The organism is Paraburkholderia sp. SOS3, from assembly GCF_001922345.1.
In the GTDB taxonomy this organism is placed as follows: Bacteria; Pseudomonadota; Gammaproteobacteria; order Burkholderiales; family Burkholderiaceae; genus Paraburkholderia.
Genome location: NZ_CP018811.1, coordinates 626,009 through 652,401, shown reverse-complemented (window position 1 = coordinate 652,401; position 26,393 = coordinate 626,009). Strand labels below are relative to the sequence as shown.

The window sequence follows — 26,393 nt, the reverse complement described above, 5'->3', positions numbered from 1 at the left end:
AATTAGACCAGCACGCGCTCGATTCCGCCATTGTTCGCACGGGCGACGTAGTCGGCCATCCAGTTTTCGCCGAGCACGTGGCGCGCAATTTCGACGACGATGTAGTCGGCTTCGACGTTCGCGTCTTCGTTATAGCGCGACAGGCCTTGCAGGCACGACGGGCAGCTGGTCAGAATCTTCACGTCGGCCGCACTGTCCGCAGCGCCATTGAGCGCGCCGTTTGCCGCACCGTTCCTGCCGCCCGGCTGCGGGCCGTCGCCGGCCTTCAGCACCGAACCCGGCGCCGCGCCCGCCGCGCCCGCGGCCGCATTGGCCATATTGATCGCATTGGCGCCCGCTTCGGCGACGAGCGGAATGCCGCGCAGCTTCGCCGCGCCCTTGCGGATCTCCTCTTCCTTGCGGAAACGCACCTGCGTCGACACATCGGGGCGCGTCACCGCGAGCGTGCCCGATTCGCCGCAGCACCGGTCGTTCTTTTCGATCTTGTAACCGTCGTGTTCCGAGCCCATCAGCTCATTGACGAGCTTGACCGGATCGATCGTCTTGATCGGCGTGTGGCACGGGTCGTGGTACATGTAGCGCGTGCCCTTCACGCCGTCGAGCCTGATGCCCTTTTCGAGCAGGAATTCGTGGATGTCGATGATCCGGCAGCCCGGGAAGATCTTCTCGAATTCGTAGCCGGCGAGCTGGTCGTAACAGGTGCCGCACGACACGACCACCGTCTTGATGTCGAGATAGTTGAGCGTATTCGCGACGCGGTGGAACAGCACGCGGTTATCGGTGACGATTTTCTCGGCCTTGTCGTACTGGCCCGAGCCGCGCTGCGGATAGCCGCAGCACAGATAGCCCGGCGGCAGCACGGTCTGCACGCCCGCTTCCCACAGCATCGCCTGCGTCGCGAGGCCGACCTGCGAGAACAGACGCTCGGAGCCGCAGCCCGGGAAATAGAACACCGCTTCCGAATCGACGGTCGTCGCCTTCGGGTTGCGGATGATCGGCACGATCTTGTTGTCCTCGATGTCGAGCAGCGCGCGTGCCGTCTTCTTCGGCAGGTTGCCCGGCATCTTCTTGTTCATGAAGTGGATCACCTGCTCGACGACGGGCGGCTTGCCGGTCGTCGCGGGCGGATGCGCGGTCTGCTTCTTCACGAGCTTCTTCAGCACGTCGTTGCCAAGCCGCTGCGCCTTGTAGCCGACGCCCATCATGGCGGTGCGCGCGAGATTGATGGTCTGCGGATTCGTCGCGTTGAGGAAGAACATACCCGCGGCGTTGCCCGGGTTGAACTTCTTCTTGCCCATCTTGCGCAGCAGATTGCGCATGTTCATCGTCACATCGCCGAAGTCGATCTTGACCGGGCACGGCGTCGCGCACTTGTGGCAGACCGTGCAGTGATCGGCGACGTCGTTGAATTCGTCCCAATGCTTGATCGATACGCCGCGGCGCGTCTGCTCTTCGTAGAGGAAAGCCTCGACCAGCAGCGACGTCGCGAGAATCTTGTTGCGCGGGCTATACAGCAGATTCGCGCGCGGCACGTGCGTCGCGCAGACCGGCTTGCACTTGCCGCAGCGCAAACAGTCCTTCACCGAGTCGGCGATCGCGCCGATATCGGACTGCTGCATGATCAGCGACTCGTAGCCCATGAGGCCGAAGCTCGGCGTATACGCATTGCGCAGGTCCGCGCCTTCGAGCAGCTTGCCGGCATTGAAGCGCCCTTGCGGATCGACGCGCTGCTTGTACGCGCGGAATTCGGCGATCTCGTCGTCGGTCAGGAATTCGAGCTTCGTGATGCCGATGCCGTGTTCGCCCGAAATCACGCCGTCGAGCGAGCGCGCGAGCTTCATGATGCGCGCGACCGCCGTATGCGCGTCCTGCAGCATCTCGTAGTTGTCGGAGTTGACGGGGATGTTCGTGTGAACGTTGCCGTCGCCCGCGTGCATGTGCAGCGCGACGAACACGCGGCCGCGCAGCACCTGCTTATGGATAGCCTGCGCCTCGTCGAGGATCGGCTTGAATTCGCCGCCGTTGAAAATCTGGCGCAATTCCGCGCGGATTTCCTGTTTCCACGACACGCGTATCGTGCGGTCCTGCGTGACGTCGAATACGGTCACGCCCGGCTGTTCGTCGACGCGATCGGCGAATTTTTCCGCGAGCGGCGCGTAACCGAGTCCGACCAGATAGTGCTGCGCCTCGCGCAACGACAGGTCGAGCCTGTCGCGCAGGAAGGTCCAGCGCGCGCGGACCTGGTTCAGCAATTCGAGCGCATGCTGAACGCGGTCTTCGAGCAGCTCGGCGCTCGGAATTTCGTTTGCGTCGTCGGTCTTGCCGAGCGGTAGTTTGCCGGCCTTGAAAAACGCTTCGAGCGCATCGACGAGTTGCAGCTTGTTCTTGATCGACAGCTCGATATTGATGCGCTCGATGCCGTCCGTGTATTCGCCCATCCGGTTCAGCGGAATGACGACGTCTTCGTTGATCTTGAACGCGTTCGTGTGCTTCGCAATCGCCGCGGTCCGGCTGCGGTCGAGCCAGAAGCGCTTGCGCGCTTCGGCGCTGACCGCAACGAAGCCTTCGCCGCTCTTGCCGTTGGCCATGCGGATCACTTCGGACGTCGCGGCCGCGACCTTATCGGCATCGTCGCCGACGATGTCGCCGATCAGCACCATCTTCGGAAACGCGTTGCGCTTGCTCTTCGTCGCATAGCCGACCGCGCGCAGATAGCGCTCGTCGAGATGCTCGAGGCCCGCGAGAATCGCACCGCCTTCGCGCGACGTTGCGAACAGGTAGTCCTTGATTTCGACAATGCTCGGAATCGCCTCGCGCGCCTGGCCGAAGAATTCGAGGCAAACCGTGCGCGTATGCGCGGGCATCTTGTGCAGCACCCAGCGCGCCGACGTGATGAGCCCGTCGCAGCCTTCCTTCTGCACGCCGGGCAGGCCGGCGAGGAATTTATCGGTCACGTCCTTGCCGAGGCCTTCCTTGCGGAAACGCCGCCCTTCGATCTCGAGCGACTCGGTGCGCAACAGCTTTTCGCCCGGCGCATATTCGCCGTCGAACCACTTCAATTCGAAGCGCGCGACAGCAATGTCGTGAATCTTGCCGAGGTTGTGATCGAGGCGCGTGACTTCGAGCCAGTTGCCTTCCGGATCGACCATCCGCCACCACGCGAGATTGTCGAGCGCGGTGCCCCACAGCACGGCCTTCTTGCCGCCCGCGTTCATCGCGATGTTGCCGCCGATGCACGACGCGTCGAGCGACGTCGGGTCGACGGCGAACACATAGCCGGCCTGTTCGGCCGCCTCGGTCACGCGGCGCGTGACGACGCCCGCGCCCGAGTAGACCGTCGCGACCTTGCGCTCGACGCCCGGCAGATCGGTCAGTTCGACGCCGCCGAGTTTTTCGAGCTTCTCGGTATTGATGACCGCCGAAAACGGCGTGAGCGGCACCGCGCCGCCCGTGTAACCCGTGCCGCCCCCGCGCGGAATCACGGTGAGCCCGAGCTCGAAACACGCTTTGACGAGGCCCGCGATCTCCTCTTCGTTGTCGGGCGTCAGCACGACGAACGGATATTCGACGCGCCAGTCGGTCGCATCGGTGACGTGCGAGACGCGCGCGAGGCCATCGAAGCGGATGTTGTCCTTCTGCGTGCGTCGGCCGAGCACGCGCTGCGCGCGGCGCCGCAATTCGGCGCTTCGCTCGAACTCGTCCGCGAACGCATCGACCGCGCGGCGCGCCGCGGCCACGAGCGCCTCGACGCGCGCCGCGCGATCGACGCCGGCATCGTCGTGATGCGCGGTCAGATCGGCACGGCGGCGCTTCTCGATCTCGGCGAGGCGGTGATGCAGCGCTTCGATCAGCAGCCTGCGGCGCTTCGGGTTGTCGAGCAGATCGTCCTGCAGATACGGATTGCGGCGCACGACCCAGATATCGCCGAGTACTTCGTACAGCATGCGCGCCGAGCGGCCGGTGCGGCGTTCGTTGCGCAATTCGTCGAGCGCGGCCCACGCTTCGTCGCCGAGCAGGCGGATCACGATCTCGCGATCGGAAAACGATGTGTAGTTGTAGGGAATTTCGCGCAGGCGCGGGGCGGGATCGGTAGCCACTGCGTGAGCGGCGCCGTGCGGGTCGAATACTTGAGGTGCGTTCATGGTTGGACGACTCGGTGTGTCAGCCAACGGGAGCCGCCGCGATTCTCATGAGGCGGCGGCATCGGCTGACGATGCGCGTGGGGCGCAATGCTGGGAATTCTTCTATTGTGCGAAGCCGCGGCTGGACAACCCCGCCGGCGGACGAACTCACGCCGGCCGCTTCGCTGGCTCAGATGCCGCTACACGATCGTGCATGCCGCACGTGCCTCTGCGCCGACGGCCGCGATTCGCGCGGGACGGGCATCAAGTGGGCGATCCGAGGCTGCCAGTGCATCTTCCGATCCTTGTTCCAAAACGCGATTCTACCGCATGATTCCTGTGCACGTTGCCGCCTCCGTGACGGCTCCATGGGCATTTGCAGCGCCTCGCGAGCGGGCGGAGGACCGCCGGAAGCGCCCGCCGGCACGTCGATTTGCCGACCGGCCGGTCGGATTTCCGGTGGTCGCGGCGGCGGTCCGGAGCGCGGACTGACTGCGACCCATTTGTGACCTAACCGCGCGCCCCAACTGCGCCCCGCCTGCTGAAGTCCCCGCGCATGCCGCGTGCCGTTCGCCATCGTCTGCTGGTCTGAGCGCACGCGGATGGCGCTATCATTGATCTTTTCCCGTCTTATTCAGCGCATCGCGCCGTGAACCGCATGGCCTCCAACGACTATCTGAAGAAAATCCTGACCGCGCGCGTCTACGACGTCGCCCGGGAGACCGAACTCGAACATGCGCGGAACCTGTCCGCCCGGATGCGCAACGCGATTTATCTGAAGCGTGAGGACAACCAGCCGGTCTTCTCGTTCAAGGTGCGCGGCGCGTACAACAAGATGGCGCATATTCCGGCAGAAGCGCTGTCGCGTGGCGTGATTACCGCTTCGGCGGGCAATCACGCGCAAGGCGTGGCGCTGTCGGCGGCGCGTCTGGGCGTGAAGGCGATCATCGTCGTGCCGGTCACGACGCCGCAAGTCAAGGTCGATGCGGTGCGCGCGCATGGCGGTCCGACTGTCGAAGTCGTGCAGGCCGGCGAATCGTATAGCGACGCGTATGCGCATGCGATGCGTCTGCAGGAACAGCACGGCCTCACCTTCGTTCATCCGTTCGACGACCCGTATGTGATCGCCGGCCAGGGCACGGTCGCAATGGAAGTGCTGAGCCAGCATCAAGGCCCGATTCACGCGATCTTCGTGCCGATCGGCGGCGGCGGACTCGCGGCCGGCGTCGCCGCGTATGTGAAAGAAGTGCGCCCCGAGATCAAGGTGATCGGCGTGCAAACCGACGATTCCTGCGCGATGGCGCAGTCGATCAAGGCCGGCAAGCGCGTGACGCTCAACGAGGTCGGCCTGTTCTCGGACGGCACGGCCGTCAAGCTCGTCGGCGAGGAAACGTTCCGGCTCTGCCAGCAATATCTCGACGAAGTGCTGACCGTCGATACGGATGCGCTATGCGCGGCGATCAAGGACGTGTTCCAGGACACGCGCAGCGTGCTCGAACCGGCCGGCTCGCTCGCCGTGGCCGGCGCCAAGCAATACGCCGAGCGCGAGGGCATCGAGAACCAGACGCTGATCGCGGTCACGTCCGGCGCGAACATGAACTTCGACCGCATGCGTTTCGTCGCCGAGCGCGCCGAAGTCGGCGAAGCACGCGAAGCGGTATTCGCCGTGACGATTCCTGAAGAGCGCGGCAGCTTCAAGCGCTTCTGCGAGCTGATCGGCACGCGCAGCGTAACCGAGTTCAACTACCGGATCGCCGATGCGCAGTCGGCGCATATTTTCGTGGGCGTGCAGATCAGGAGCCGCGACGAGTCCGCGCGCATCGCGGGTTCGCTCGAAGCGCACGGCTTCGCCACCGTCGACCTGACCGGCGACGAACTGTCGAAGCAGCACATCCGTTATATGGTCGGCGGGCGCTCGCCGCTCGCGCACGACGAGCGCCTGTTCCGCTTCGAGTTTCCGGAGCGGCCCGGCGCGCTGATGAAGTTTCTGTCGTCGATGGCGCCGAACTGGAATATCAGCCTGTTCCACTACCGGAATCAGGGCGCGGACTACAGCTCGATTCTGGTCGGCATCCAGGTGCCCGCGAGCGAGGACGCCGAATTCGCGCGCTTTCTCGCGACGCTCGGCTATCCGCACTGGGAAGAATCCGCGAATCCGGTGTACCGGCTGTTCCTTGCCTGAGCGCACCGAGCGGACGGCGAACGACCTGATCATGGCGCTTTGACGATGACCTTCACGCTCGAAGACAAACTGGTGGTCGCGATCTCGTCGCGCGCGCTGTTCGACTTCGAGGAAGAAAACCGTGTCTACGAGGAAGGCGACCTGCGTGCTTACGAAGCGCTGCAGCGCGCACGCCTCGATGTGCCGGCGAAGCCCGGCGTCGCGTTTCCGCTGATCCGCAAGCTGCTGGCGCTGAATGCGGGCACGCGGCGCGTCGAAGTGGTGATTCTGTCGCGCAGCGATCCGATCAGCGGGTTGCGCGCGTTCAGCTCGGCGCGCGAGCACGGGCTCGCGATCGAACGCGGCGTCTTCACGCGCGGCCGTGCGCCGTTCGGCTATCTGCATCCGCTGAACGCATCGCTGTTTCTGTCCGCGAACCAGAACGACGTGCGTGACGCGCTCACGGCCGGCTTTCCCGCTGCGCGTGTGCTACCCGAATCGGCGCGGATGGCGAGCAAGTATCCGCACGAAATCCGCATCGCGTTCGACGGCGACGCCGTGCTGTTTTCCGACGAAGCCGAACGCGTGTTTCAGCAGGAAGGGTTGCACGCGTTCGTCGGTCACGAGACCGACAACCGCGACCTGCCGCTGGCCGACGGTCCGTTGAAGCCGCTGCTCGAGGCATTGCACCGGCTGCAAAAACTCGCGGACGACGCAGCGCCGATGCGTATTCGCACCGCACTCGTCACCGCGCGTTCGGCGCCCGCGCACGAACGCGCGATCCGCACGCTGATGGCCTGGAACATCGAAATCGACGAAGCGATGTTTCTCGGCGGGCTCGACAAAGGCGCATTCCTGCGCGAGTTCGAGCCCGACTTTTTCTTCGACGACCAGATTCGCTACTGCGATACGGCCCGCGCGCACGGCATCACCGCGACCGGGCATGTCGTCAGCGGCATCGTGAACGCATCATGACACCTGACCAATCGCCACTCGGCAAACCGGCCACGTACACCGAACAGTACGACGCATCGCTGCTCTTTCCGATTGCGCGCAGCAACGCGCGCGAACAGATCGGCATCACGGCGCGGCTGCCGTTCTTCGGCACCGACATCTGGAACGCGTACGAACTCTCGTGGCTCAACGCGCGCGGCAAGCCGCAAATCGCGATCGCGACGTTCTTCGTTCCTGCCGATTCGCCGAATATCGTCGAATCGAAGTCGTTCAAGCTGTATCTCGGCTCGTTCGCGCAGACGAAGTTCGATTCGATCGACGTCGTGCGCGATACGATCAGACGCGACGTCTCGGCATCGTGCGGCGCGACGGTTTCGGTGCATCTGTCCGCGCCGGGAGAATTCGGCAAGCTCGGGCTCGAGGAATTCGACGGGCTCTCGCTCGACCGGCTCGATCTCGATACCGACATTTACGTGCCCGACGCGTCGCTGCTGAAAGCGGCGCATGGCGAGGCGCCCGTCGAAGAGACGCTTTATTCGAACCTGCTGAAGTCGAATTGCCCGGTCACGGGGCAGCCCGATTGGGGCAGCGTGCAGATTCACTACGTCGGACCGCAAATCGATCAGGCGTCGCTGTTGCGCTACATCATTTCGTACCGGAACCACACCGGGTTCCACGAGCAGTGCGTCGAGAAAATGTTCGTCGACCTGCTTGGCGCATGTCAGCCCGTCAAGCTCGCGATCTACGCGCGTTATACGCGGCGCGGCGGCCTCGATATCAATCCGTTCCGCACGAATTTCAATCTGCCGATGCCGGACAATCTGCGCACCGCGCGCCAGTAGCGCGTGCGAGACAACATCGGGACAAGGCGCCGGCCCACGCCCCATCGACGCCGACACGGAGTACCCGCCTCCGATGCTCGCACATCGAATACTCCGTGTCGTTTTTCCCCTGCGAGTGGGCCGGCGATGCGTAGAGTCGCATGAGCCGCGCATGAAAACTATCGGGCGTCCCTGATTCGCTTGCGGGATACGCCCGACGCTCCGACAAGGCGGCTGTCAGTCCAGCTCGTATGAGCCGGCCCCCGTCCCCGCAAGATTGCCGCCGTCGACATTCGATCGCTGCCGCGCTTCGCACAACAGTTCGAATCGCGGCACGTCGATCAACGCTGCGGCGCCTTGTACGCCACGCAATCCACTTCGACCTTGCAGTCGATCACCATGCTCGACACGACGCACGCGCGTGCCGGCGGATGTTCGCCGAAATACTCGCGAAACACCTTGTTGAACGAAGCAAAATCGCGCGGGTCATCGAGCCACACGCCGCAGCGCACGACATGCTCGGCGCCATAGCCCGCTTCCTTCAGGATCGCGAACACATTCCGCAGCGCCTGATGCGACTGCTCGACGATGCCGCCGTTGATCACTTCGCCGTTTTCCATCGGCGTCTGGCCGGACACATAAAGCCAGCCGTCCGCTTCGACCGCGCGAGCAAACGGCATATGCTGACCGCCGGTTCCCTTTCCGCCTTCAACCCCATAACGCTTCATCGCATACTCCCTTCGAAGAGATAGTCAGATACGGTTCAAAAATCGCGCGGCGCCTGATCCGTCGAAGCCCGCGCACCGCGTGCCACAAATCGTCCGGCGCGCTCGCCGGTCGGCGCGCCGTCGCGATACGACAGCACGCCGTTCACCCACACGGCCTCGATGCCGTCCGCTGCCTGCTGCGGCTGCTCGAACGTGGCCGCGTCGCGCACGCGCGCCGGGTCGAACAGCACGAGATCGGCGTGATAGCCGACATGCACTTCGCCACGCTGCGTCAATCCGAAGCGGTGCGCCGAGAGGCTCGTCATCTTGCGTACCGCTTCTTCGAGCGGAATCAGTTGCTGATCGCGCGCATAGTGGCCAAGCACGCGCGGAAACGCACCCCACAGGCGCGGATGCGGCAGTGGATCGTTCGGCAGGCCATCGGAGCCGATCATCGTCGCCGGATGCGACAGGATGCGCCGCACGTCGTCTTCGGACATGTTGTGATACACGGCGCCCGCCGGCTGCAAGCGCGTCGCCGCTTCCTGTTGCGTCACGCCCCACTCGTTCGCCACGTCTTTGATCAGCTTTCCCGCCATCTCCGGGTGCGGCGTCGACCATGTGATGGTGATGTCGATATCGCCCGTCACCTGCCGGACGTCGAGCGTCGACGAACTGCGGCTATACGGATAGCAATCGCAGCCGATCGGCTGCATGCGCCGCGCGCCTTCGAGCGATGCGAGCACTTCGCCGCTGCGTCCCCAGTTGGCCGGCCCCGCGCATTTCAGATGCGAGATCACAACCGGCACGCGCGCATGGCGGCCGATGCGGTACGCCTCGTCCATCGCGTCGAGAATCGCATCGAACTCGGTGCGCATATGCGTCGTGTAGAGCGCGCCGGCTTCGGCGAGCGGCTCGGCAAGCGCCATCACCTCGTCGGTAGGCGCGGCAAATGCGGAGCCGTATGCGAGGCCCGAACTGAGCCCGAGCGCGCCGTGCGCGAGCGCTTCCTTCAGTTGCGCGCGCATCTGTTCGATTTCCTGCGCGCTCGCCGCGCGGTCGAGCCGGTCCATCTGGTTGTTGCGCAGCGCGGTATGGCCGATCAGCGCGCCAACGTTGACGGACGGCCGCGCCGCATTCACGGCGTCGACATACGCGGCAAACGTCGGATAGCTGAATGCATCGCGCGCACCGAGCAGATTCATCGGGTCCGGCGGATCGCCGTTCAGCGTAACCGGTGATGCGCTGATTCCGCAGTTGCCGACGATCACCGTCGTCACGCCTTGCGAGATTTTCGGCAGCATCTGCGGCGCGCGGATCACGTGCGTGTCGTCGTGCGTGTGGACGTCGATGAAACCGGGTGCGAGCGCAAGACCGTTCGCCTCGATCACGTCTTGCGCGAGCCAGTTCGACAGGTTGCCGATCGCGGCAATGCGCCCATCGCGCAGCGCGACGTCGCGCTCGACCGGCGGCGCGCCCGTGCCGTCGTAGAGTTGCGCACCGACGATCAGCGTATCGGCGGCTTCAGGGTGCGAATGCATGGGTCAGTCTCCTAATGGTTGACGCTCGCCGCCGCCGCGATGCGCATCGAGCGCATGCTTCATACGGCGCAGCAACTCGCGGCTTTCGTCGCCCTGACTGACGGCCAGTTCGGTGACGAGCACGTCGAGCGCCAGCAACATCGCGTAGCGCGACGACGACGGCTTGTAGATGAAATCGGTTTCGAAAGCGACGATCGGAATCAGCCAGTCCGCGAGCTTCGCGAGCGGCGATGCGGGCGCGGTCAGCGCAACGAGCGTCGCGCCGTAGCTGCGCGCGAGCCGGCAACTATCGACCATTTCGGGCACGCGGCCGGTGGCCGACAACGCAATCACGACACAATCGCGTGATACCGTGCTCGCCACCATCCGCTGCAGCAAACCGTCCTGATACGTCGCGACGGGCCGGCCCAGACGTACGAGCCGAAAGCGCATCTCGTCGGCAAGCGCGGTCGATCCGCCGCCCATGCCGTACACGTAGATCATGCGTGCGGCGCGCAGCGCGGCGGCCGCGTTGGAGATCGGCGCTTGCAGCAGCAACTGGTGATTGTGCGTAAGCGCGGTCTGCACTTCGTCGAACACGCGCGTGGCGATGGGCTCGGGCGCGGCAGCCGGCGCGCTGCGCGCGAGAAAACGCTGGCCGACCGCTGCCGCTTGCGCGAGTCGCAGTTTCAGTTCGCGCACGTCGCGGCAGCCGACTGCTTTCGCAAAACGCGTCACGCTGGCGATGCTGACATCCGCACGGTGCGCGATTTCACCTATGCTCGCATGCGATGCGCCGGTCAGATCGTCGAGAATCAGCGCGGCAACCTTGCGTTCGGCGGAGCGCAACCCGGGTGCGCATTCGGCGATACGCGCGACGATATCGAAGGCGAGCGGTTCGGCGCTGGAGTTCATTGAAGATCGCTGAAAGTCGCCGCGGGCCGCATGCACTGCGGCTTGACGCATGCGCGAGGCAGAGGTGAGAGAGGGACGCTGATAATTAATACCACTGCTCCGGGGCATCGTACTTTCTGTAACATGTCGAAGTCAACTTTGCTGCCGTAGAACGACGCAAACACTGCGCGCCAACCATACGCTAACCGCACGATGGAGTAGCACGAGATGAAAGTTACAAACTATCAGGGCCCAACGATCGATCCATTCAGCAAAGGGCTCGGTAACGTCCCGGGCACAAGCATCCAGTTGACCGACGCGGGCCGTCTCGAATGGAATCTGCTCGACGAAGACGTCAGCCTGCCGGCCGCGGTGCTTTACGCGGAGCGCATCGAACACAACCTCAAGTGGATGCAGGCGTTCGTCGCCGAATACAACGTAAAGCTCGCGCCGCACGGCAAGACCACGATGGCGCCGCAACTGTTCCGTAAGCAGATCGAAACCGGCGCATGGGGCATGACGCTCGCCACGGCGCACCAGGTGCGAGCCGCATTTCACGGTGGCATCTCGCGCGTGCTGATGGCCAATCAACTGGTCGGCAAGCGCAACATGCTGATGATCGCCGAGTTGCTCAGCGATCCGGACTTCGAGTTCTACTGTCTCGTCGACTCGGCCGCCGGCGTCGAGCAGCTAGGGAAGTTCTTCGGTTCGGTGCGCAAGGAGCTCAACGTGCTGATCGAACTCGGCGTGCCCGGTGGACGCACCGGCGTGCGCGACGGTGCGCAACTGAAGGCGGTGCTCGACGCGATCGCGCGCTACCCGGATTCGCTGCAGCTTGCGGGCATCGAACTTTACGAGGGCGTACTGAAAGAAGAGCAGGCCGTGCGCGCGTTTCTGCGCGCGGCGGTTGCGACGACACGCGCGCTGCTCGACGCGAAGCGGTTTGCACGCACGCCGGCCATTCTTTCGGGCGCGGGTTCCGCGTGGTACGACATCGTCGCCGAAGAGTTTGCGCAAACGGCCGACGCGAGCCAGGTCGAAATCGTCTTGCGGCCCGGCTGCTATCTGACGCATGACGTCGGCGTCTATCGGAAGGCGCAGACCGACATCTTCGCGCGCAATCCGGTCGCAAGGAAAATGGGCGAAGGTTTGCTGCCCGCGCTGCAGTTGTGGGCCTATGTGCAGTCGATTCCCGAACCGGACCTCGCGATCATCGGCTTCGGCAAGCGCGACGCGGCGTTCGATGCGGGACTGCCGGAACCGGCGCGCCACTATCGGCCCGGCAACACCGCGCCGCGCGACGTCGCCGCAAGCGAAGGCTGGGAAGTGTTCAACATGATGGACCAGCACGCGTATATGCGAATTCCGGCTGGAGCGGATCTGCAAGTTGGCGACATGATCGCGTTCGACATTTCGCATCCGTGCCTGACTTTCGACAAATGGCGTCAGGTGCTCGTCGTCGACCCGTCGTATCGCGTGACGGAAGTCATCGAGACGTTTTTCTGATCGGGCCGGGTGGTGACTTCTGTTGTAATTTCAGTTGTCCGCTCCGGCTACTACTTCAGTTATCGCTTCAACTGCCCGTTGCGGCCGCGCGCGTCGGCGATCCTGTCGCCACCTCGCCGATGCGCGCTTCGAGCATACCCAACGCGCTGGACAACGCAGCAAGCGCATCGTCAGGCAGCGTTGCCATCGTCTCGTGCAGAAACGCGTTGCGGCTGGGCAGGCTTGCCTCGATCGTCGCGCGGCCGTCTTCGGTGAGCCGCACGTTCGTGATGCGATTGTCGCGCGCATCCATGCTGCGTTCGATCCAGCCGAGCGCTTCGAGCGACTTCAACTGGCGCGTCAACGCGCCCGGATCGACGCGCAGCTTTTCGACGAGTCGCTTTTGCGACAACTCGCCGTCCTGCTCGTACAGCGCAAGCATGATCCGCCAGCGCGGCATCGGATGCCCGACTTGCGCCTCGAATGCCGACATGAACGCGCGATACGTGCGGCCGAACTGATGAAGGATCGCGATCCGGTCCTGTTCTTCCATGTAGTTGCTACCCAGCTGAAGTCGTTGAAACATCGATGCGGCGCACGCCGATCGGTTATTCGGCGGCGACCGTCGGTTCGAGCTTGCGCGTGAGCTTCACGGGCGGCACGCGCCGGCTTTGCCAGACCGACACGAATGCAACCAGTGTCGCGATCGCAAGCCCCATATGGATCGCCGCGACGAGCGAGCCGCGCGCCGCTTCGAGCAGAACCGCGCCATCGTGGCCCGCGCGATGGAGCTGATCGAGCAGGCTCGCCTGCGCGCCGTGATCGATGAGAATCTGCGGATCGCCGAGTTCGTTATACCAGCGGCTCGCATTATCGCGCTCGAGCGCATTGCGCACACCGTGCGTATACATCTGCGTAACCAGTGTGCCGGTGATCGCCGTGCCGAGCATGCCGCCGATCATCCGCAGCGACTGCAGCAGCGCCGTTGCAATGCCGAAGTGCTCGCGGCCCGCGGTCTGCTGCGCGAAAATCGTCAGGTTCGGTAGAACGAAACCGAGGCCCAGTCCCGCCAGCACCATCAACATCATCAGCACCCAGTGCGGCATCGTGCGCATCGAAATCGCGGCGCCGAGACACGCGGCGGTCAACAGCACAAAGCCTATATACAGCATCAGATTCGGGTTGCGCACACGCGAAACGATCCGTCCATTCGCGATGCTGCCGATCGTGATAAACACGACAAGCGGCGTGATGACGAGTCCCGCCTCGTTCGGCGACATGCCAAAACCGCCCTGGAACAGCAGCGGCGCGTAGAACAGAATCGAGAACATCGAGAAGCCGGCCAGCACCGCGAGCACGAACAGCGCGTTGAGGCTGCGGTTCTTGAACATGTCGGCAGGAAGAATCGCTTGCGGAAAACGCTTCTCCCATTGCCATAGCGCATACGACGACGCGACGCTGATGGCGAGCAGTGCAGCCGACGAAACGCCGAAACCGTGTTTCGGCAGCATTTCGACGAAGAGTTGCAGGCTTCCGAGCGCAAGCGCGATCAGCAGCGCGCCGGGCCAGTCGAGCCGCATTTTGCCTTGATGCGCGACATGCCGCAGATGCGGCAGATAGCGCCACACGAAAAAGAGCGAGATCAGGCCGACCGGTATGTTCACGTAAAACACCGAACGCCAGCCGTAATACTGCGTGAGGAAACCGCCGAGCGATGGCCCGATTGCATTCGCGATGCCGAATGCCGTGCTCATCAACACCTGCCAGCGCAAACGCACGACCGAGTCGGGAAACAGATCGGGAATGCAGGCGAACGCAGTACCGACGAGCATGCCGCCGCCGATGCCCTGCAAGCCGCGCGCAACCACGAGAAACAGCATGCTGTTCGCCGCGCCGCACAGCATCGACGCGCCCGTGAACACGATGATCGATGCGATGACGAACGGCTTGCGCCCGTAGTAATCGCCAAGACGCCCGAAGATCGGCACGGTGATGACCGAGGTCAGCAGATACGAGGTGGCGACCCACGCGTATAGCTCGAAGCCTCTGAGTTCCGCAACGATGGTCGGCAGCGCGGTGCCGACCACGGTCTGGTCGAGCGCGACGAGCATGGAGACAAACGAAACCCCGAGCATTGCGAGCAGCGATTCCCGGAACGGCAAAACTTGCCCACTCGAATGGTGAGCGGCGGTGTGAACAGCCATTTTTGTCTGCGCAACTTTTGACAAGTCAACGATACGGAATCATACCATGTCGACAGGCTCTAATCTTGCGAGGAACCTGCCAGCGACGCGTCGCGCACACGACACGCGGCCGCTATTCGCGCGTATCGAGGAGTGACATGGATCCCATTTCGTCTGACCTGCCTGAAACAGAAACGCTGTCGCCCGACGACCTGAACGCGCTCCGGCGTGCGAAACACGAGCTCGAAAGTCCGGCGCTCGCGATGAAACTCGCGGGTATCGTCGGCTCGCCGATCGAGAAACTGATCGCGAAGATACCGGCTGCCGCAAACGAAAAGGTCAACGACGCGACGCAGGCGGCGCTGCGCAAGTGCCTGCAGATCGCGCTGCGCACGCTGGGCCGCGCCGTGCCGCTCGCGGCCAACGACAAGCCGAGCAATCTGCTGCACAAGTTCGCGGTGGCGACGACGGGCGCCGCGGGCGGCGCGTTCGGCATGCTGGCGTTGCCGGTCGAACTGCCGGTCACGACGACGCTGATGTTCCGTTCGATCTGCGATATCGCGCGCAGCGAGGGCGAAGACCTCGCGTCGATCGATACGCAGCTGCAGTGTCTGACCGTGCTCGGCATGGGCGGCACCTCGAAAGCCGACGACGATGCCGACTACGGCTACTTCATCATGCGCGGCGCGCTTGCGCAGGCGGTGTCGAAGGCGTCGTCGGAAATCGCATCGAAGGGCTTTACGTCGCATGGGTCGGCGGCGTTGCTGCGTCTGTTGAGCACGATCGCCTCGCGCTTCTCGGTGCAGGTCAGCGAACAGGTCGCCGCGAAGTCGATTCCGGCCATCGGCGCAGTGCTGGGCGCGATGGTCAACACCGTGTTCATGGATCACTTCCAGCACATCGCGCATGGCCACTTCACGGTCCGGCGGCTCGAGCGCCGCTATGGACCCGACGCCGTGCGGGCCGCGTATCAGGCGATCGACGTCTCGCCCGCGCCCGGCGCTTAAGCAGCGTCTCGAAGCAGCATGACGCGTTGCACGAAATGCGCGGCATCGTCGAGCGCGCGCCGTGCTTCCGGCATGAACGGCGTCCACAAGTGCCACGCGTGCGGCACCTTCGGCCAGACCTCGAACTCGACTGCGACGCCCGCTTGCGTCGCGCGCGTGGCGACACGCCGCGCGTCGTCGAGCAGCACTTCGGTGCGGCCGGCCTGAATGAAAAGCGGCGGCAGGTTCCGCATGTCCGCGTAAACCGGCGACGCATACGGATGCGTCGCGGGCGTATCGCCGAGATACAGCCTTGCGGCTCGCGCAACCGAGGCGCCGCTGAACATCGGATCCGCGCCGTCGTTAGTTTCGATCGACGCGCCGGTTGCGGCAAGATCGGTCCACGGCGAAAACAGCAGCGCGCCCGCCGGCAGCGGGTCGCCCGCATCGCGCAACGCGACGAGCGTAGCGAGCGCGAGGCCGCCGCCGGCGGAGTCGCCTGCCACCACGAGCGTTTGCGGCAAGGCGCAGGCCGCGATCAGACGGCGATACGCCGCAATCGCGTCGTCGAGTGCTGCGGGAAAGCGATGCTCGGGCGCGAGCCGGTAGTCGAGCGAGAAGACACGCGCGCCTGTGCGCGTCGCGAGGCCGAACGATACGGCGCGATGCGAGCGCGGCGAGCAGAAATAGTAGCCGCCGCCGTGCAGATAGAGGAGGGTCGGCACGCGCGCCGAACCGACGGCCGCTTCGGGGTCGAGCCATTCGCCGCGCAGCGGCCAGTCGCTTTCCCCGTACTGCTCACGCAACTGCCAGCCGCGCGGCACATGCGGCGACCACACGCGCCTTGCGGTCATTGCGCGCGCGTGTTCGGCACTGACTTCGGGACGCTTTGTGTGCGGCAGACACTGGCGGCGCAGAATCCAGCAGGCCAACGCGCTTTGCCAACTCATCGGGACACGCTCCGTCGATCGGACATCGAGACATGGTACGTGCGTTCGCGATAAGCGTGCCGCCCTCGGAAAACCGTCAGCAGAAAGAAAGAACCGGCAAACGAAGAAGTTCGTATGCCGGTGCGTTTGATGATTGGCGAGGCAGCGTTCGCTGCTTTCGCTGTTTTCAGTTCGCCGGCAGCACCTGCCCGCGAATCTCACCCGTCGGATTCTGCGCGGTATGGATGTTGAAGTACCACTGCCCCGCCATCAGGTCCGTGACCTGCTTTTCGGTGAGCGTCGCCGATCCCTTGATCGGATTCGCCAGCGCCTTCTTGTCGATCGGCACCACGACCGCCGCGTTCTGGCCGACCGGCGCCGGACCATGAAAGTGCGCGGCCGTCGCGGGCCCGGACAAGCCATCGTACGTGATCGTCCATTGCAGCGAACTCGTCGCCGTATCGAACGTCGCGTTCAATGCGCCGTGGCCGTGGCTCACGCGCGGCGGCACTTCGCTCGACGGCTCGAGATCCGCCTTCAGTGCTACGGTATCCGCACATGCGGCGCTCGAGACAAGCACGAACAACATTGCAGCAAGCTTCAACTTACGAAAGGCCATCGTCGTCATCTCCGAATCGGAACCCGTGTCGAACTTCTGCGCACATACTAGTTGAATTCGAAGACACGCATATGGCAACGTCGCACGCTTTTCATGGTTGGCGTGGAAGCCGCATCGCGCGGCTTCCACTAGGCGAGCAGCGCCGCTTGCCCTTCGATGCCGTCGAGCATCGCGTTGCACTTGCGCACGAGCGCAAGGCCCTCGAGACGCAGACGCTCGGGCTCGCTGTCGGCGATGCCGCGGCGATAGTCTTCGAGCACGCTGAAAAGCGGCGGATATTGCAGCACGCCGACCGCGCCCGCGACGCGATGATGCCACGCGCGCAATGCGTCGACGTCCGGCTCTTCGAGCAGCGGCGGCAACGCGCGCACATCGTCGCGGACCGACGAGACGAACGAATCGAGCAATGCTTTCACCGTCGATTCGCTACCCCAGATGCGCGTCAGATGCGCGAGGTCGACGGGCACGAACGGCTCGGCCGCTCCATCGCGGCCTTCCGTGGCCGCCGACGGCGCGGCGCCGGACCCCGAAGCGCTATCGCTGTCCACAGCCGGGGCACTGTCGTACCCGGGCCGGCGATGACCGTCGGCTGCGATCCAGCGGCTCAGATGCTCACGCAACGTAGCGATCCGCGTCGGCTTGATCAGGCAATCGTCCATGCCCGCGTCGCGGCACGCTTTCAGATCTTCGGCCGCGGTATTCGCCGTGATGCCGACGATCGGCAGATGCGCCGCGCCGCCCGCTTCGGCGGCGCGTACGCGGCGCGCCAGTTCGTAACCCGAAAGATTCGGCATATGGCAATCGGTAATCAGAAAGCCGTAGCGCGTCCGTTCGAGCGCTTGCAGCGCTTCTTCGCCATCGTTCACCACATCGCATGCGAAGCCGAGCAACGCAAGCTGATGGCGAATCAGTTCCTGATTGACCGGATGATCTTCGGCGACAAGCACGAGCCGGCCGCTCGCAATCGCGCGTTCGCGATCGGGCGGCGTGGCTGGCTCGATCTGCTCGCCGCGCACGCGCTCGCGCGCTGGCTTCGGCGCGAGACCGGTCAGCGCCGCCGCGCATGCGGCGCCAAGGCCGCGCCATGAAATGGGATTGACGCTTACGCGCACCGTATCGTCGACGATCCGATAGCCGGTCGGCTTCGGTTTTTCGGTCAGGCGAATCACGCGCGCATGCGGCAGCGCGTGAGAGGCAACCTCGAAGCCATCGCCGATGAAGACGAGATCGACGGCAGCGAGCGCATGCGCGTCGCGCAGTTCCGGCGCGCCGTCGGACACGGCACGCAGTTCGATGCCGAGCGCCGCGCCGAAATGCAGCAGCGCCTGCCGGACCCGCCTGTCGGCAACGGCGACGAGGCCTCGCTTGCCACGCAAACCGCCGACCGTATAGCTCGGCGACTCGACCGGCATCAGCAGTTGCAGCGTCATGCGCGTGCCGACATCGGGCGTGCTGTGCAGTTCGAGTGTGCCGCCCATCAGATCGACGAGCTTGCGGCAAATCGTGAGCCCCAGGCCCGTGCCGCCGAAGCGGCGTGTCGTCGACGTCTCGGCTTGCACGAACGGCTCGAAAAGCCGGGCCTGCACTTCAGGCGCGATGCCGATGCCGGTATCTTCGACGGTGATACGCAGCACTTGTCCCGCGTCGGTATGCCGCACCACCGCCACGTGCACATCGACCTCGCCGGACGGCGTGAACTTGATCGCATTGCCAAGCAGATTGAAAAGGATCTGCCTCAGGCGCACGCTATCGCCGTGCATCAAGGCCGCCACCTGCGGCTCGACATCGACGCGCACCTTCAGGCCTTTTTCGTGAGCACGCGCGGCGAGCAGCCCGACGGCCGTATCGACCATATCGCGCAGATCGAGCGGCTCGGCTTCGATCGTGAGACGCCCTGCTTCGATCTTCGAATAGTCGAGCAGGTCGTCGAGAATCTGCAGCAGCGCGCCAGCCGATTCGTGGATCATCCGCAGCATCTCGCCCTGGTCCGCGTCCAGGCGCGTGCGCTCGAGCACTTCGACGAGCCCGAGCACGCCGTTCATCGGCGTGCGAATTTCGTGGCTCATCATCGCGAGGAAGTCGTCTTTGGCGCGCGACGCGGCTTCGGCAAGATCGCGGGCGCGCGCGAGTTCATCGGAACGCAGGCGCTCCGCGCTCGCGTCGACCCAGTAGCCGCTCCAGACCGTGCCGCCATCCGCCTCGGCGCGCGGCACGAGTTCGGCGCGCACCCAGCGCGAATCGTCGATGCTCGCCATCCGGAACTCGAGATGGATCGGCGTCGCAGCGCTCGCCGAGCGCTCGAGCGCGGCCATCACGAGCGGGCGGTCTTCCACGCTCACGCGGCCGAAGTTCACGGCGCTGCCGCGGATCAGCGTGCCGCTGTCGCGGCCGAGCCAGTATTTCGTATCGCCGCCGATATACGGGAACGAATACGCGCCGTCGGGCGCGCGCCGTAGCTGGAACACCACCGCGGGCAGCGATCGCGTCACGTCGAACAGACGCCGTTCGGTTTCGCGCGCAAGCATCTCGGCGCGGCGGATGTCCGTGATGTCGATCAGCGTGCCGAGCACGCACGACGGCGCGCCATCGACGTCGTGGCAGATGCAGACCGAAAACAGACCGCGGCGGTCGTCGCCCGCGTGATCGGCGAACTGCAGTTCGGCTTCCGCGCGCTCGCCCGTCGCCAACGAATGCGCGGTCAAGCGCTCGAGGCTTTCGATGTTTTCTTCGCCCCACGCAAGCACATCGGTGCTCGTTCGGCCGATCACCGCTGCGCGGCTCAAGCCGGTCAGCCGCTCGAACGCCTGATTGACGGCGATATAGCGGCGGTTCAGATCTTTCGCGACGAGCGGGTACGGCACCATCTCCATCATCGTCTGCTGGAAGTTCAGCTGCGCGGCGAGTTCGCGCTCCGTTTGCTCGCGGCGCCGCACCTCGCGCTGCAGCAGCGAATACGCGCGCAAGGTCACGAGCAGCGTGACGCCGATGCCGATCAGCAGCGGCAGCAAACGCAATGCGGTGACGGTCGGATTGCCTTCCTTGCGCGCGTCGTCGCCGGCCGGCATCGCGGCAGCCGTGTGCGCGCCTTGGGCGTCCGCGATCCAGCGCGTACGGATCGCGACCGCCTGTTGCGCAGGCAACGCCGTCAACGCGCGATTGAGATCGTTGCGCCAGACGGTCCGACTGCGCGGCACGGCGAAGCGCAATTCGCTGTTGCGCGGCCGCTCTTCCAGGACCACCTTGAGCGCGGCGAATTCGTGATGAGCGAGGTAGTGCTGCACCGCTGGCGTGTAGCCGAAATAGACATCGTCGTCGCCACGTTCGACTGCATGCAAGGCCGCCGCCGTGTCTTCGAACGCGTCGATGCGCGCGCGCGGAAAGCGCTCGCGCAACACACTGTCGAGCAGGAAGCCGCGCTCGACCGCGACGCGCACGGCGCCGCTTCGCACGCGCTCGGGCGCGTCGACATCGTCCGTGCGGGTGACGACCGAAGTCGACGCTTCGAAATACGGGGCGGTGAACACAACGCAATGCTCGCGTTCGGGCGTGCGCGCGACGCTCATCAACACGTCGATCTGATTCGCGCATGCAGCGGCGAGCAGTTGCGGCATGTCCGCATAGGTTTTCACGTCGAATTCGACATCGGGGCCTGCAAGCGCGCGCAGGTAATCCACGCTGAGGCCGGTCAGCTCACCGTCGTCGAACTCTTCGAACGGCGACCACCCGCTCGCGAGCACACCGATCGTCAGTTTGCGGGGGAAGGTTTGCGTACTGCGCGCACCGGATGACGGCGCCGCGTCGATAAGGGCAGGCGATGCGAAGACGGCCCGATACACTGCAAACAGCGCCGCCAGCATCAGCGCTCGCACTATCCAGCGACGCAGCGAGCGGCCGATGGAACGGTAAAGCCGGGCGCGCGCGTCGGGATCGTTCTGCATCGTCACGCGCGAGCGGCGGTCATGGCCCGCCATCAGCGGAAATCGCGGGGAGCGGCCCCGTCTTCGTGCACGTCGGATGCGTTAGCGGCGTTGCCCAGTTCACACATCAGCGGGTACGCGAGGCCCGCGAGCAGACCGCCGGCCATCGGCGCCGCCCAGAACAGCCACAGCTGATCGAGCGCCCAGTCGCCGACGAAGAGCGCTGCGGCGGTCGAACGCGCAGGGTTGACCGATGCATTGGTCACGGGCGTCGCGACCAGATAGATCAGCGTGAAGCAGGCGCCGATCACGAACGGTGCGAACGATGCCGACCTGTTTCGCGCCAGCATCGAGAGATTGACGAAGACGAACACGAACGACATCGCGAACTCGACGGCGAGCGCCGCACGAAGCCGGTAATCGGACGGTGAATGATCGTCGTAGCCGTTCGCGCCGAACGCACTGGCGCTGAGATCGAAACCCGGGCGGCCGCTCGCCACATAGGCGAGCAGTGCGGCACCGAGCAGCGCACCGAGCAACTGAGCCGCGATGTACGGCAGCAGATCTCGAATCGGGAAGCGCTGTGCAGTCGCAAAGCCGATCGTCACCGCGGGATTGAAATGCGCGCCCGACACGCGTCCGAGTACCGCGATCGCCGTCGTCAGCGCGAGACCGAATGCAAACGGCACTTCCAGTACGCCCCAACCCTGCTGCACCGCCCCCGCGTTCAGGACCGCGCTGCCGCAACCGACGAATACGAGCCAGGCCGTACCGGCACCTTCGACTACCAACCGTTTACCCAGGCTTGCCATTGCGATTTCCGTCCATGCGTCACGTGTCGACGAAGGCCAGCCTGCGATGGCTACCCCTCAGTGTTGCGCCACTCGCATATCGTTGTGCATAACGAATCATTTCCGGGCGCGGCGTGCCCGGCAGCGGCCGGGCGCGACCGCAAATTGTCGAGTCGATGCCGGGTCAGGTTAATCGGACTATTCTTAAATGAAGGAAACGCTGAACAAGTGTGTGAACTTTGTTCGTCACGTCAAGCCGATCTGCCTCGCATAGGCGATCAGGCTGAGTTCATCTTCGAGCCCCAGCTTGCGCATCGCGTTGCGCTTCTGCGTGCTGATCGTCTTGCCGCTGCGCGAGAGCCGCTCGGCGATCTGCTGGATCGTCAGGCCCTGCACGTAGAGTCTGAACACCTCCCACTCTCGCGCGCTCAGCACCGCGGCGCCCGGCTGCACTTTCGCGGCGTCGCCGATTGCTTCGCGGGCGTGCTTCGAAAGGAAGCGCCGGCCCGCATACGCGGCTTCGATTGCGGTAATCAGCGAAGCGGCAGCGTCGCGCTTGTCGACGATCGCGGCCGCGCCCATGTTCAACAGTCCCGCCAGTGTTCTTGTTTGATGGATCATCGTCAGAATGACGATCGGCACTTGAGGCACGTAACGCAGCGTGCGCCGCAGAAAGATAATTGCGTTGCTCTCCCCGTCGATGCCCGGCATGCCGATGTCCGATACGATCAGATCGCACGGGCACGTATCGAGCAACTCGGCAAGCGCGAGCGTGTCCGACGCCACGCCCACCACCGACATATGGGGGACGCTGTCGAGCAGTTTGCTGACGCCGAGGCGAACGCTGCTGTGGTCATCGGCGACGATGATCCGGATAATCTGATCCATGTTGTTCTTTGTGTGCGCGTGGACAGCCCCGCACGTTGCGAATCCCCGGGCTCTGACCACCAGTTATGGATGTTTCGCGTCACATCTCGCCCCGCTCGCTGTCCGTTGCCATCATGGCGACACGAACGGCGAGGAGCCCGGCCCGACGGCTGGCAAGCGCGATCAATGTGCGTTCGAGGCGTGGGCGGTATGCGGCTACGCACGATCGGCGGCAATGACACCGTGTTCGACGGCAAACCTGAACAGGTCCGCGTCGCTATGCAACGACAGCTTGCGCATCGCTGTGCACTTTTGCGCGCTGATGGTCTTAACGCTGCGGCCGAGTTTCGCCGCGATCTCAGTCACGCCCAAGCCAGATGCGTAAAGAGTCAGAACTTCGATCTCGCGCCGAGACAACACTTGACGAACGTAGTCGAGTCTGCGGGCGATCGTTGCATCCGCAAGCAGCACGCGGATCGCGGGGCCAAGATAGCACTCGTGCGCAAGTGCCGTGATGATCGCAACATGAATCAGATCGATCCGGTCACGTTTGCTCACAATGGCGCCGACGCCGAGCGCGATGACCTTCTGCAGCGCATCCGCATCGGTTTCCATGGTCAGCACGACGAGCACGACCTCGGGGAAACGCGCCCGGAATTCGCGAACCATGTCGAGTCCATCGCCGTACAAGCCTCCGGGCATGTACAGATCCATAACGACCAGATCGCACGACACTCGCCCCGCTTCGGCGAACAATTGAGAAGAATCTGCAGCGCGTCCCACGACTTCCATGTTGGGATACGTCGACATCAGATTCTCAATCGCCAGCAGCACGAGCGGATGATCGTCGGCAATGATCGTTCGAACTGGCGCGGTGATGTCGTTCCTGGCATTCATTGAAAAAGCTCCTTTTGATCCGTGTCCTAAGGCCAAATAACGGAGCGTTAGCTGCACCCGGCGAGAATCATGCATTTAGTGCCGGACAGACATAAGATTGCTCCGAATTAGCAATGAGAATTCGCAACAAAACACATTCGATAGCTGAAGAACTTCGGGTCATGTAAGACCGCGTCATGAGAGACCGTGTGCGCGCACAAAAGCGAACAGGCCGGGATCGTTGCTCACGCCAAGCTTCGCCATCGCGTCGCGCTTCTGACGGCTGACCGTGCGCACGTCGCGGCCCAGATGCTGGGCGATCTCCGAGATCGAATGACCGCGCACGAACAGGCGCAGCACCTCGGTCTGGCGCGGCGACAGATCGCGCATCGGCAGCAGCGTCAACGTTTCGCCGTTGGTTGACGAGAGCGCGTCGAGCACCGAGCGGCTCACGTGCGGGCGGCCGGCACCCGCTGCACGAATCGCGGCCGCGAGTTCGTCCATCGACTCGATCTTGTTGAGCATGCCGAGCACGCCCGCCGAGATGATCGAACGAAGAATCGCTGCATTGGTCAGACTCGTCAGCACGACGATGCGCACCTGAGGCCAGTCGCTGCGGATGCGCCGGATCAGGCGCAGCCCATCCTCGGCATCGCCTGATTCGTTCGGCATGGCGAGATCGGTGACGAGCACGTCGCAAGCGGTGCGCTGCATGACTTCGAACAGCGACGCCGGACTCGTCGCCTCACCGACTACACGCACGTCGCACTGCTCGGCAAGCGTGGCCTGGATGCCGAGCAGTACGAACGGATGATCGTCCGCCAGAATGACTCGTAGCTTCACGGATGCTCCCTCGGTATTTGCTTGTTGTTGGTGTTCCTGACGCGCCCATTCGCGTGACATGGAGAACGGGGGGGTCGACATTGCGGCCTGCTGGACTTCCGGCCAAGGGTGCTTAAGACCGTTGGTACTCGATGACCAATAGAGGCGGCAAAAGGCGTGCGGGAATCGTAATCAAAACATCTTGCGCAAGGAAATAGAATCAGAGAGTTCCGAATCGTCAAAAAATCTCGAAAGAAGCCAATAAAATAACCGATCAGGATTACCAAGTTAACCTATTTAATCTGTCATTCCCAATTTTCAATTTCCTTTGGAGCAACGTCTGAAAATTCGCGGCGAATATTCTGAATCACGGCGTTGTTGGCTTATAGATGCCTCAAGAAGATCCGCCTGGGTGCCCGATCTTCTTGTCAATTCTTATCAATTCCTTAGTCGTTGCGATTCCAGATTGAGCACGAATCTGCATTCCCGACGTCGCTGTGGCAAAGTGTCGGTAATTGACGGCACGACATCAGGTATATCTGATTTGAACGATTGCTAAGTCAGACAATGTTTGCCAATGCCTTGCTTTTCTTTTAGTTCTCTACATGGGAGGAAGTGCCGGTGGCTCGTTTGATGCCTGCCGATCGTGGCGAATCGACTTCTCAATTGTCCAACCGGACATCACCCTCCTCGTTGCTTCGCCTGCTTGCCACCGTGCTCGTCGGCGTTGGCGCCTGCCACGCAGAACGTGCGAGCGCACAGGAATTCGCGCTCTTCGGGGGAGCGCTGACCGGTGCCGGTTCACACACGTATTCGTGGGCGTTCGACTATCAGGAGGGGCTCGGCCAATACGCGGCGCTCGGCATCGCATGGCTCAACGAGGGGCACCTGCCCAATCACCATCGCGACGGGCAGAGCATTCAGCTGTGGGGGCGGCTGCCGCTCGAAAACCGGCGCTTCGTGCTGTCGGCCGGCGTCGGCCCTTATCGATACTCCGACACCGTGCCGAACGGCCCGAACGGTTTCATGAACAACCACGGCTGGGGCGCATTGATGAGCGTGCGCGCCGCGTACTACACGTCGAATCGCTGGATCATGCAACTGCAGCTAAACCGCGTGCAGCTGAACGGCGGACCGAATACGACCGGCATCCTGTTCGGCGTCGGCTACCAGCTCGACGCGCCCGACGAGCCGGGCCCGCGCGCCCGGCCAGTCAGGCGCGGCGATCGCGTGACCAGCAATGAATTCACGGTGCTGGCCGGCGAGACGATCAAGAACTCGCTCAACTCCGAATCGGGCTTCTCGACGAGCGTCGAGTATCGGCGGGGCCTCTTCAGGTATCTCGACTGGACCGCGACGTACATGCACGAAAACGTGCCCGCTGCCGTACGGCGCAACGGCCTCGCCACACAGCTCTGGCTCACGCGCGCATTCTTCAACGAGCATCTGACACTCGCGGCCGGTGAGGGCGCTTACTACGCGATCGACGTCTTCAACGCGCCCGGCTCGGCCGGCATCAAGGGCACGATATCGGGACTCGTGTCGCTGTCCGCGAGTTACCGGTTCAGCAAGCGCTGGCTTGCGCGGGTCACATGGAACCGCGTGGTCACGCGCAACAGTCTCGACGCCGACATGATCCAGGCGGGCATCGGCTACCGGTTCTGATAGACACGGATCGATACGAAGGCAGGTACTCGCGTCCGCCCAGGCGCCTCTATCCCGCTGACGACCCGCACGTCG

Annotated in this window: 19 protein-coding genes; 6 read left to right on the top strand and 13 right to left on the bottom strand. The window is 63.9% G+C overall.

What is annotated here, in order from left to right; all coding sequences use genetic code 11:
• Positions 1-2 precede the first annotated feature (2 nt).
• Entirely contained in the window at positions 3-4,142 is a 4,140-nt protein-coding gene (locus BTO02_RS02965; protein WP_075155758.1) for a DUF3683 domain-containing protein, read from the bottom strand.
• Positions 4,143-4,779: 637 nt separating this feature from the next.
• Here BTO02_RS02965 and ilvA point away from each other — a divergent pair.
• Genes ilvA through queF form a run of 3 tightly spaced genes read left to right on the top strand, consistent with a single transcriptional unit; the run spans position 4,780 to position 8,078 of the window.
• Entirely contained in the window at positions 4,780-6,303 is a 1,524-nt protein-coding gene (gene ilvA / locus BTO02_RS02960) for a threonine ammonia-lyase, biosynthetic (protein WP_075155757.1), read from the top strand.
• Between the two features lie 45 nt (positions 6,304-6,348).
• Positions 6,349-7,257: a 5'-nucleotidase gene (locus BTO02_RS02955; RefSeq protein ID WP_075155756.1), complete on the top strand. Its 909-nt coding sequence runs from the start codon at positions 6,349-6,351 to the stop codon at positions 7,255-7,257.
• Positions 7,254-8,078 (top strand): NADPH-dependent 7-cyano-7-deazaguanine reductase QueF, encoded by an 825-nt coding sequence (gene queF / locus BTO02_RS02950; RefSeq protein ID WP_075155755.1) that lies wholly within the window; start codon positions 7,254-7,256, stop codon positions 8,076-8,078. The genes BTO02_RS02955 and queF overlap by 4 nt, the downstream gene beginning before the upstream one ends.
• A gap of 320 nt (positions 8,079-8,398) precedes the next feature.
• Here the strand turns inward: queF and BTO02_RS02945 are convergent, their stop codons facing one another.
• From BTO02_RS02945 to BTO02_RS02935, 3 genes are read right to left on the bottom strand one after another with little or no spacing between them, the layout of a single operon-like run.
• The gene (locus tag BTO02_RS02945) at positions 8,399-8,785 is read right to left on the bottom strand and encodes a RidA family protein (RefSeq protein ID WP_075155754.1); all 387 of its coding nucleotides are present in this window, start codon (positions 8,783-8,785) and stop codon (positions 8,399-8,401) included.
• Between the two features lie 35 nt (positions 8,786-8,820).
• Positions 8,821-10,305, bottom strand: a complete 1,485-nt coding sequence (locus BTO02_RS02940) for an N-acyl-D-amino-acid deacylase family protein (protein ID WP_075155753.1) — start codon at positions 10,303-10,305, stop codon at positions 8,821-8,823.
• 3 nt (positions 10,306-10,308) lie between these two features.
• Positions 10,309-11,199 (bottom strand): MurR/RpiR family transcriptional regulator, encoded by an 891-nt coding sequence (locus BTO02_RS02935; RefSeq protein ID WP_075155752.1) that lies wholly within the window; start codon positions 11,197-11,199, stop codon positions 10,309-10,311.
• 207 nt (positions 11,200-11,406) lie between these two features.
• Between BTO02_RS02935 and BTO02_RS02930 the strand changes: the two genes are divergently transcribed.
• Positions 11,407-12,684 carry an amino acid deaminase gene (locus BTO02_RS02930; RefSeq protein ID WP_075155751.1) on the top strand — a complete coding sequence of 426 codons (1,278 nt, stop codon included), beginning with the start codon at positions 11,407-11,409 and terminating at the stop codon, positions 12,682-12,684.
• A 67-nt stretch (positions 12,685-12,751) separates the two neighbouring features.
• Here the strand turns inward: BTO02_RS02930 and BTO02_RS02925 are convergent, their stop codons facing one another.
• Together BTO02_RS02925 and BTO02_RS02920 are read right to left on the bottom strand one after the other, a co-directional pair.
• Positions 12,752-13,216, bottom strand: a complete 465-nt coding sequence (locus BTO02_RS02925; RefSeq protein WP_075155750.1) for a MarR family winged helix-turn-helix transcriptional regulator — start codon at positions 13,214-13,216, stop codon at positions 12,752-12,754.
• Positions 13,217-13,271: 55 nt separating this feature from the next.
• Positions 13,272-14,867: an MDR family MFS transporter gene (locus tag BTO02_RS02920; protein ID WP_075155749.1), complete on the bottom strand. Its 1,596-nt coding sequence runs from the start codon at positions 14,865-14,867 to the stop codon at positions 13,272-13,274.
• A 137-nt stretch (positions 14,868-15,004) separates the two neighbouring features.
• Between BTO02_RS02920 and BTO02_RS02915 the strand changes: the two genes are divergently transcribed.
• Entirely contained in the window at positions 15,005-15,853 is an 849-nt protein-coding gene (locus tag BTO02_RS02915) for an EcsC family protein (protein ID WP_075155748.1), read from the top strand.
• Here BTO02_RS02915 and BTO02_RS02910 read toward each other — a convergent pair.
• The 7 genes from BTO02_RS02910 to BTO02_RS02880 form a co-directional block, all read right to left on the bottom strand.
• Positions 15,850-16,782: an alpha/beta hydrolase gene (locus tag BTO02_RS02910; protein WP_075155747.1), complete on the bottom strand. Its 933-nt coding sequence runs from the start codon at positions 16,780-16,782 to the stop codon at positions 15,850-15,852. The two genes, BTO02_RS02915 and BTO02_RS02910, sit on opposite strands and share 4 nt — an antisense overlap.
• A gap of 166 nt (positions 16,783-16,948) precedes the next feature.
• Positions 16,949-17,380: a CHRD domain-containing protein gene (locus BTO02_RS02905; protein ID WP_442953432.1), complete on the bottom strand. Its 432-nt coding sequence runs from the start codon at positions 17,378-17,380 to the stop codon at positions 16,949-16,951.
• 128 nt (positions 17,381-17,508) lie between these two features.
• Positions 17,509-21,351 carry an ATP-binding protein gene (locus BTO02_RS02900; RefSeq protein WP_232243430.1) on the bottom strand — a complete coding sequence of 1,281 codons (3,843 nt, stop codon included), beginning with the start codon at positions 21,349-21,351 and terminating at the stop codon, positions 17,509-17,511.
• Positions 21,351-22,109, bottom strand: a complete 759-nt coding sequence (gene aqpZ / locus BTO02_RS02895) for an aquaporin Z (RefSeq protein ID WP_075155746.1) — start codon at positions 22,107-22,109, stop codon at positions 21,351-21,353. Before aqpZ ends, BTO02_RS02900 begins: the two co-directional genes overlap by 1 nt.
• Before the next feature lie 225 nt (positions 22,110-22,334).
• Complete coding sequence (locus BTO02_RS02890) at positions 22,335-22,976, bottom strand: response regulator transcription factor (RefSeq protein WP_075155745.1); 642 nt, start codon at positions 22,974-22,976, stop codon at positions 22,335-22,337.
• A gap of 195 nt (positions 22,977-23,171) precedes the next feature.
• A complete protein-coding gene (locus BTO02_RS02885) occupies positions 23,172-23,852 on the bottom strand; it encodes a response regulator transcription factor (RefSeq protein WP_075155744.1) in 681 nt (226 codons plus the stop codon).
• Between the two features lie 174 nt (positions 23,853-24,026).
• Entirely contained in the window at positions 24,027-24,659 is a 633-nt protein-coding gene (locus BTO02_RS02880) for a response regulator transcription factor (protein ID WP_075158547.1), read from the bottom strand.
• Between the two features lie 627 nt (positions 24,660-25,286).
• Between BTO02_RS02880 and BTO02_RS02875 the strand changes: the two genes are divergently transcribed.
• Positions 25,287-26,318, top strand: coding sequence for a hypothetical protein (locus BTO02_RS02875; protein WP_075155743.1), 1,032 nt, complete (start codon positions 25,287-25,289; stop codon positions 26,316-26,318).
• Positions 26,319-26,393: the final 75 nt, after the last annotated feature.

Bases quoted from the DNA above. Each gene is read 5' to 3' on its own strand.
- BTO02_RS02965 (WP_075155758.1), bottom strand. From the start codon at position 4,142: ATGAACGCACCTCAAGTATTCGACCCGCACGGCGCCGCTCACGCAGTG.
- ilvA (WP_075155757.1), top strand. From the start codon at position 4,780: ATGGCCTCCAACGACTATCTGAAGAAAATCCTGACCGCGCGCGTCTAC.
- BTO02_RS02955 (WP_075155756.1), top strand. From the start codon at position 6,349: ATGACCTTCACGCTCGAAGACAAACTGGTGGTCGCGATCTCGTCGCGC.
- queF (WP_075155755.1), top strand. From the start codon at position 7,254: ATGACACCTGACCAATCGCCACTCGGCAAACCGGCCACGTACACCGAA.
- BTO02_RS02945 (WP_075155754.1), bottom strand. From the start codon at position 8,785: ATGAAGCGTTATGGGGTTGAAGGCGGAAAGGGAACCGGCGGTCAGCAT.
- BTO02_RS02940 (WP_075155753.1), bottom strand. From the start codon at position 10,305: ATGCATTCGCACCCTGAAGCCGCCGATACGCTGATCGTCGGTGCGCAA.
- BTO02_RS02935 (WP_075155752.1), bottom strand. From the start codon at position 11,199: ATGAACTCCAGCGCCGAACCGCTCGCCTTCGATATCGTCGCGCGTATC.
- BTO02_RS02930 (WP_075155751.1), top strand. From the start codon at position 11,407: ATGAAAGTTACAAACTATCAGGGCCCAACGATCGATCCATTCAGCAAA.
- BTO02_RS02925 (WP_075155750.1), bottom strand. From the start codon at position 13,216: ATGGAAGAACAGGACCGGATCGCGATCCTTCATCAGTTCGGCCGCACG.
- BTO02_RS02920 (WP_075155749.1), bottom strand. From the start codon at position 14,867: ATGGCTGTTCACACCGCCGCTCACCATTCGAGTGGGCAAGTTTTGCCG.
- BTO02_RS02915 (WP_075155748.1), top strand. From the start codon at position 15,005: ATGGATCCCATTTCGTCTGACCTGCCTGAAACAGAAACGCTGTCGCCC.
- BTO02_RS02910 (WP_075155747.1), bottom strand. From the start codon at position 16,782: ATGAGTTGGCAAAGCGCGTTGGCCTGCTGGATTCTGCGCCGCCAGTGT.
- BTO02_RS02905 (WP_442953432.1), bottom strand. From the start codon at position 17,380: ATGGCCTTTCGTAAGTTGAAGCTTGCTGCAATGTTGTTCGTGCTTGTC.
- BTO02_RS02900 (WP_232243430.1), bottom strand. From the start codon at position 21,351: ATGGCGGGCCATGACCGCCGCTCGCGCGTGACGATGCAGAACGATCCC.
- aqpZ (WP_075155746.1), bottom strand. From the start codon at position 22,109: ATGGCAAGCCTGGGTAAACGGTTGGTAGTCGAAGGTGCCGGTACGGCC.
- BTO02_RS02890 (WP_075155745.1), bottom strand. From the start codon at position 22,976: ATGGATCAGATTATCCGGATCATCGTCGCCGATGACCACAGCAGCGTT.
- BTO02_RS02885 (WP_075155744.1), bottom strand. From the start codon at position 23,852: ATGAATGCCAGGAACGACATCACCGCGCCAGTTCGAACGATCATTGCC.
- BTO02_RS02875 (WP_075155743.1), top strand. From the start codon at position 25,287: ATGCCTGCCGATCGTGGCGAATCGACTTCTCAATTGTCCAACCGGACA.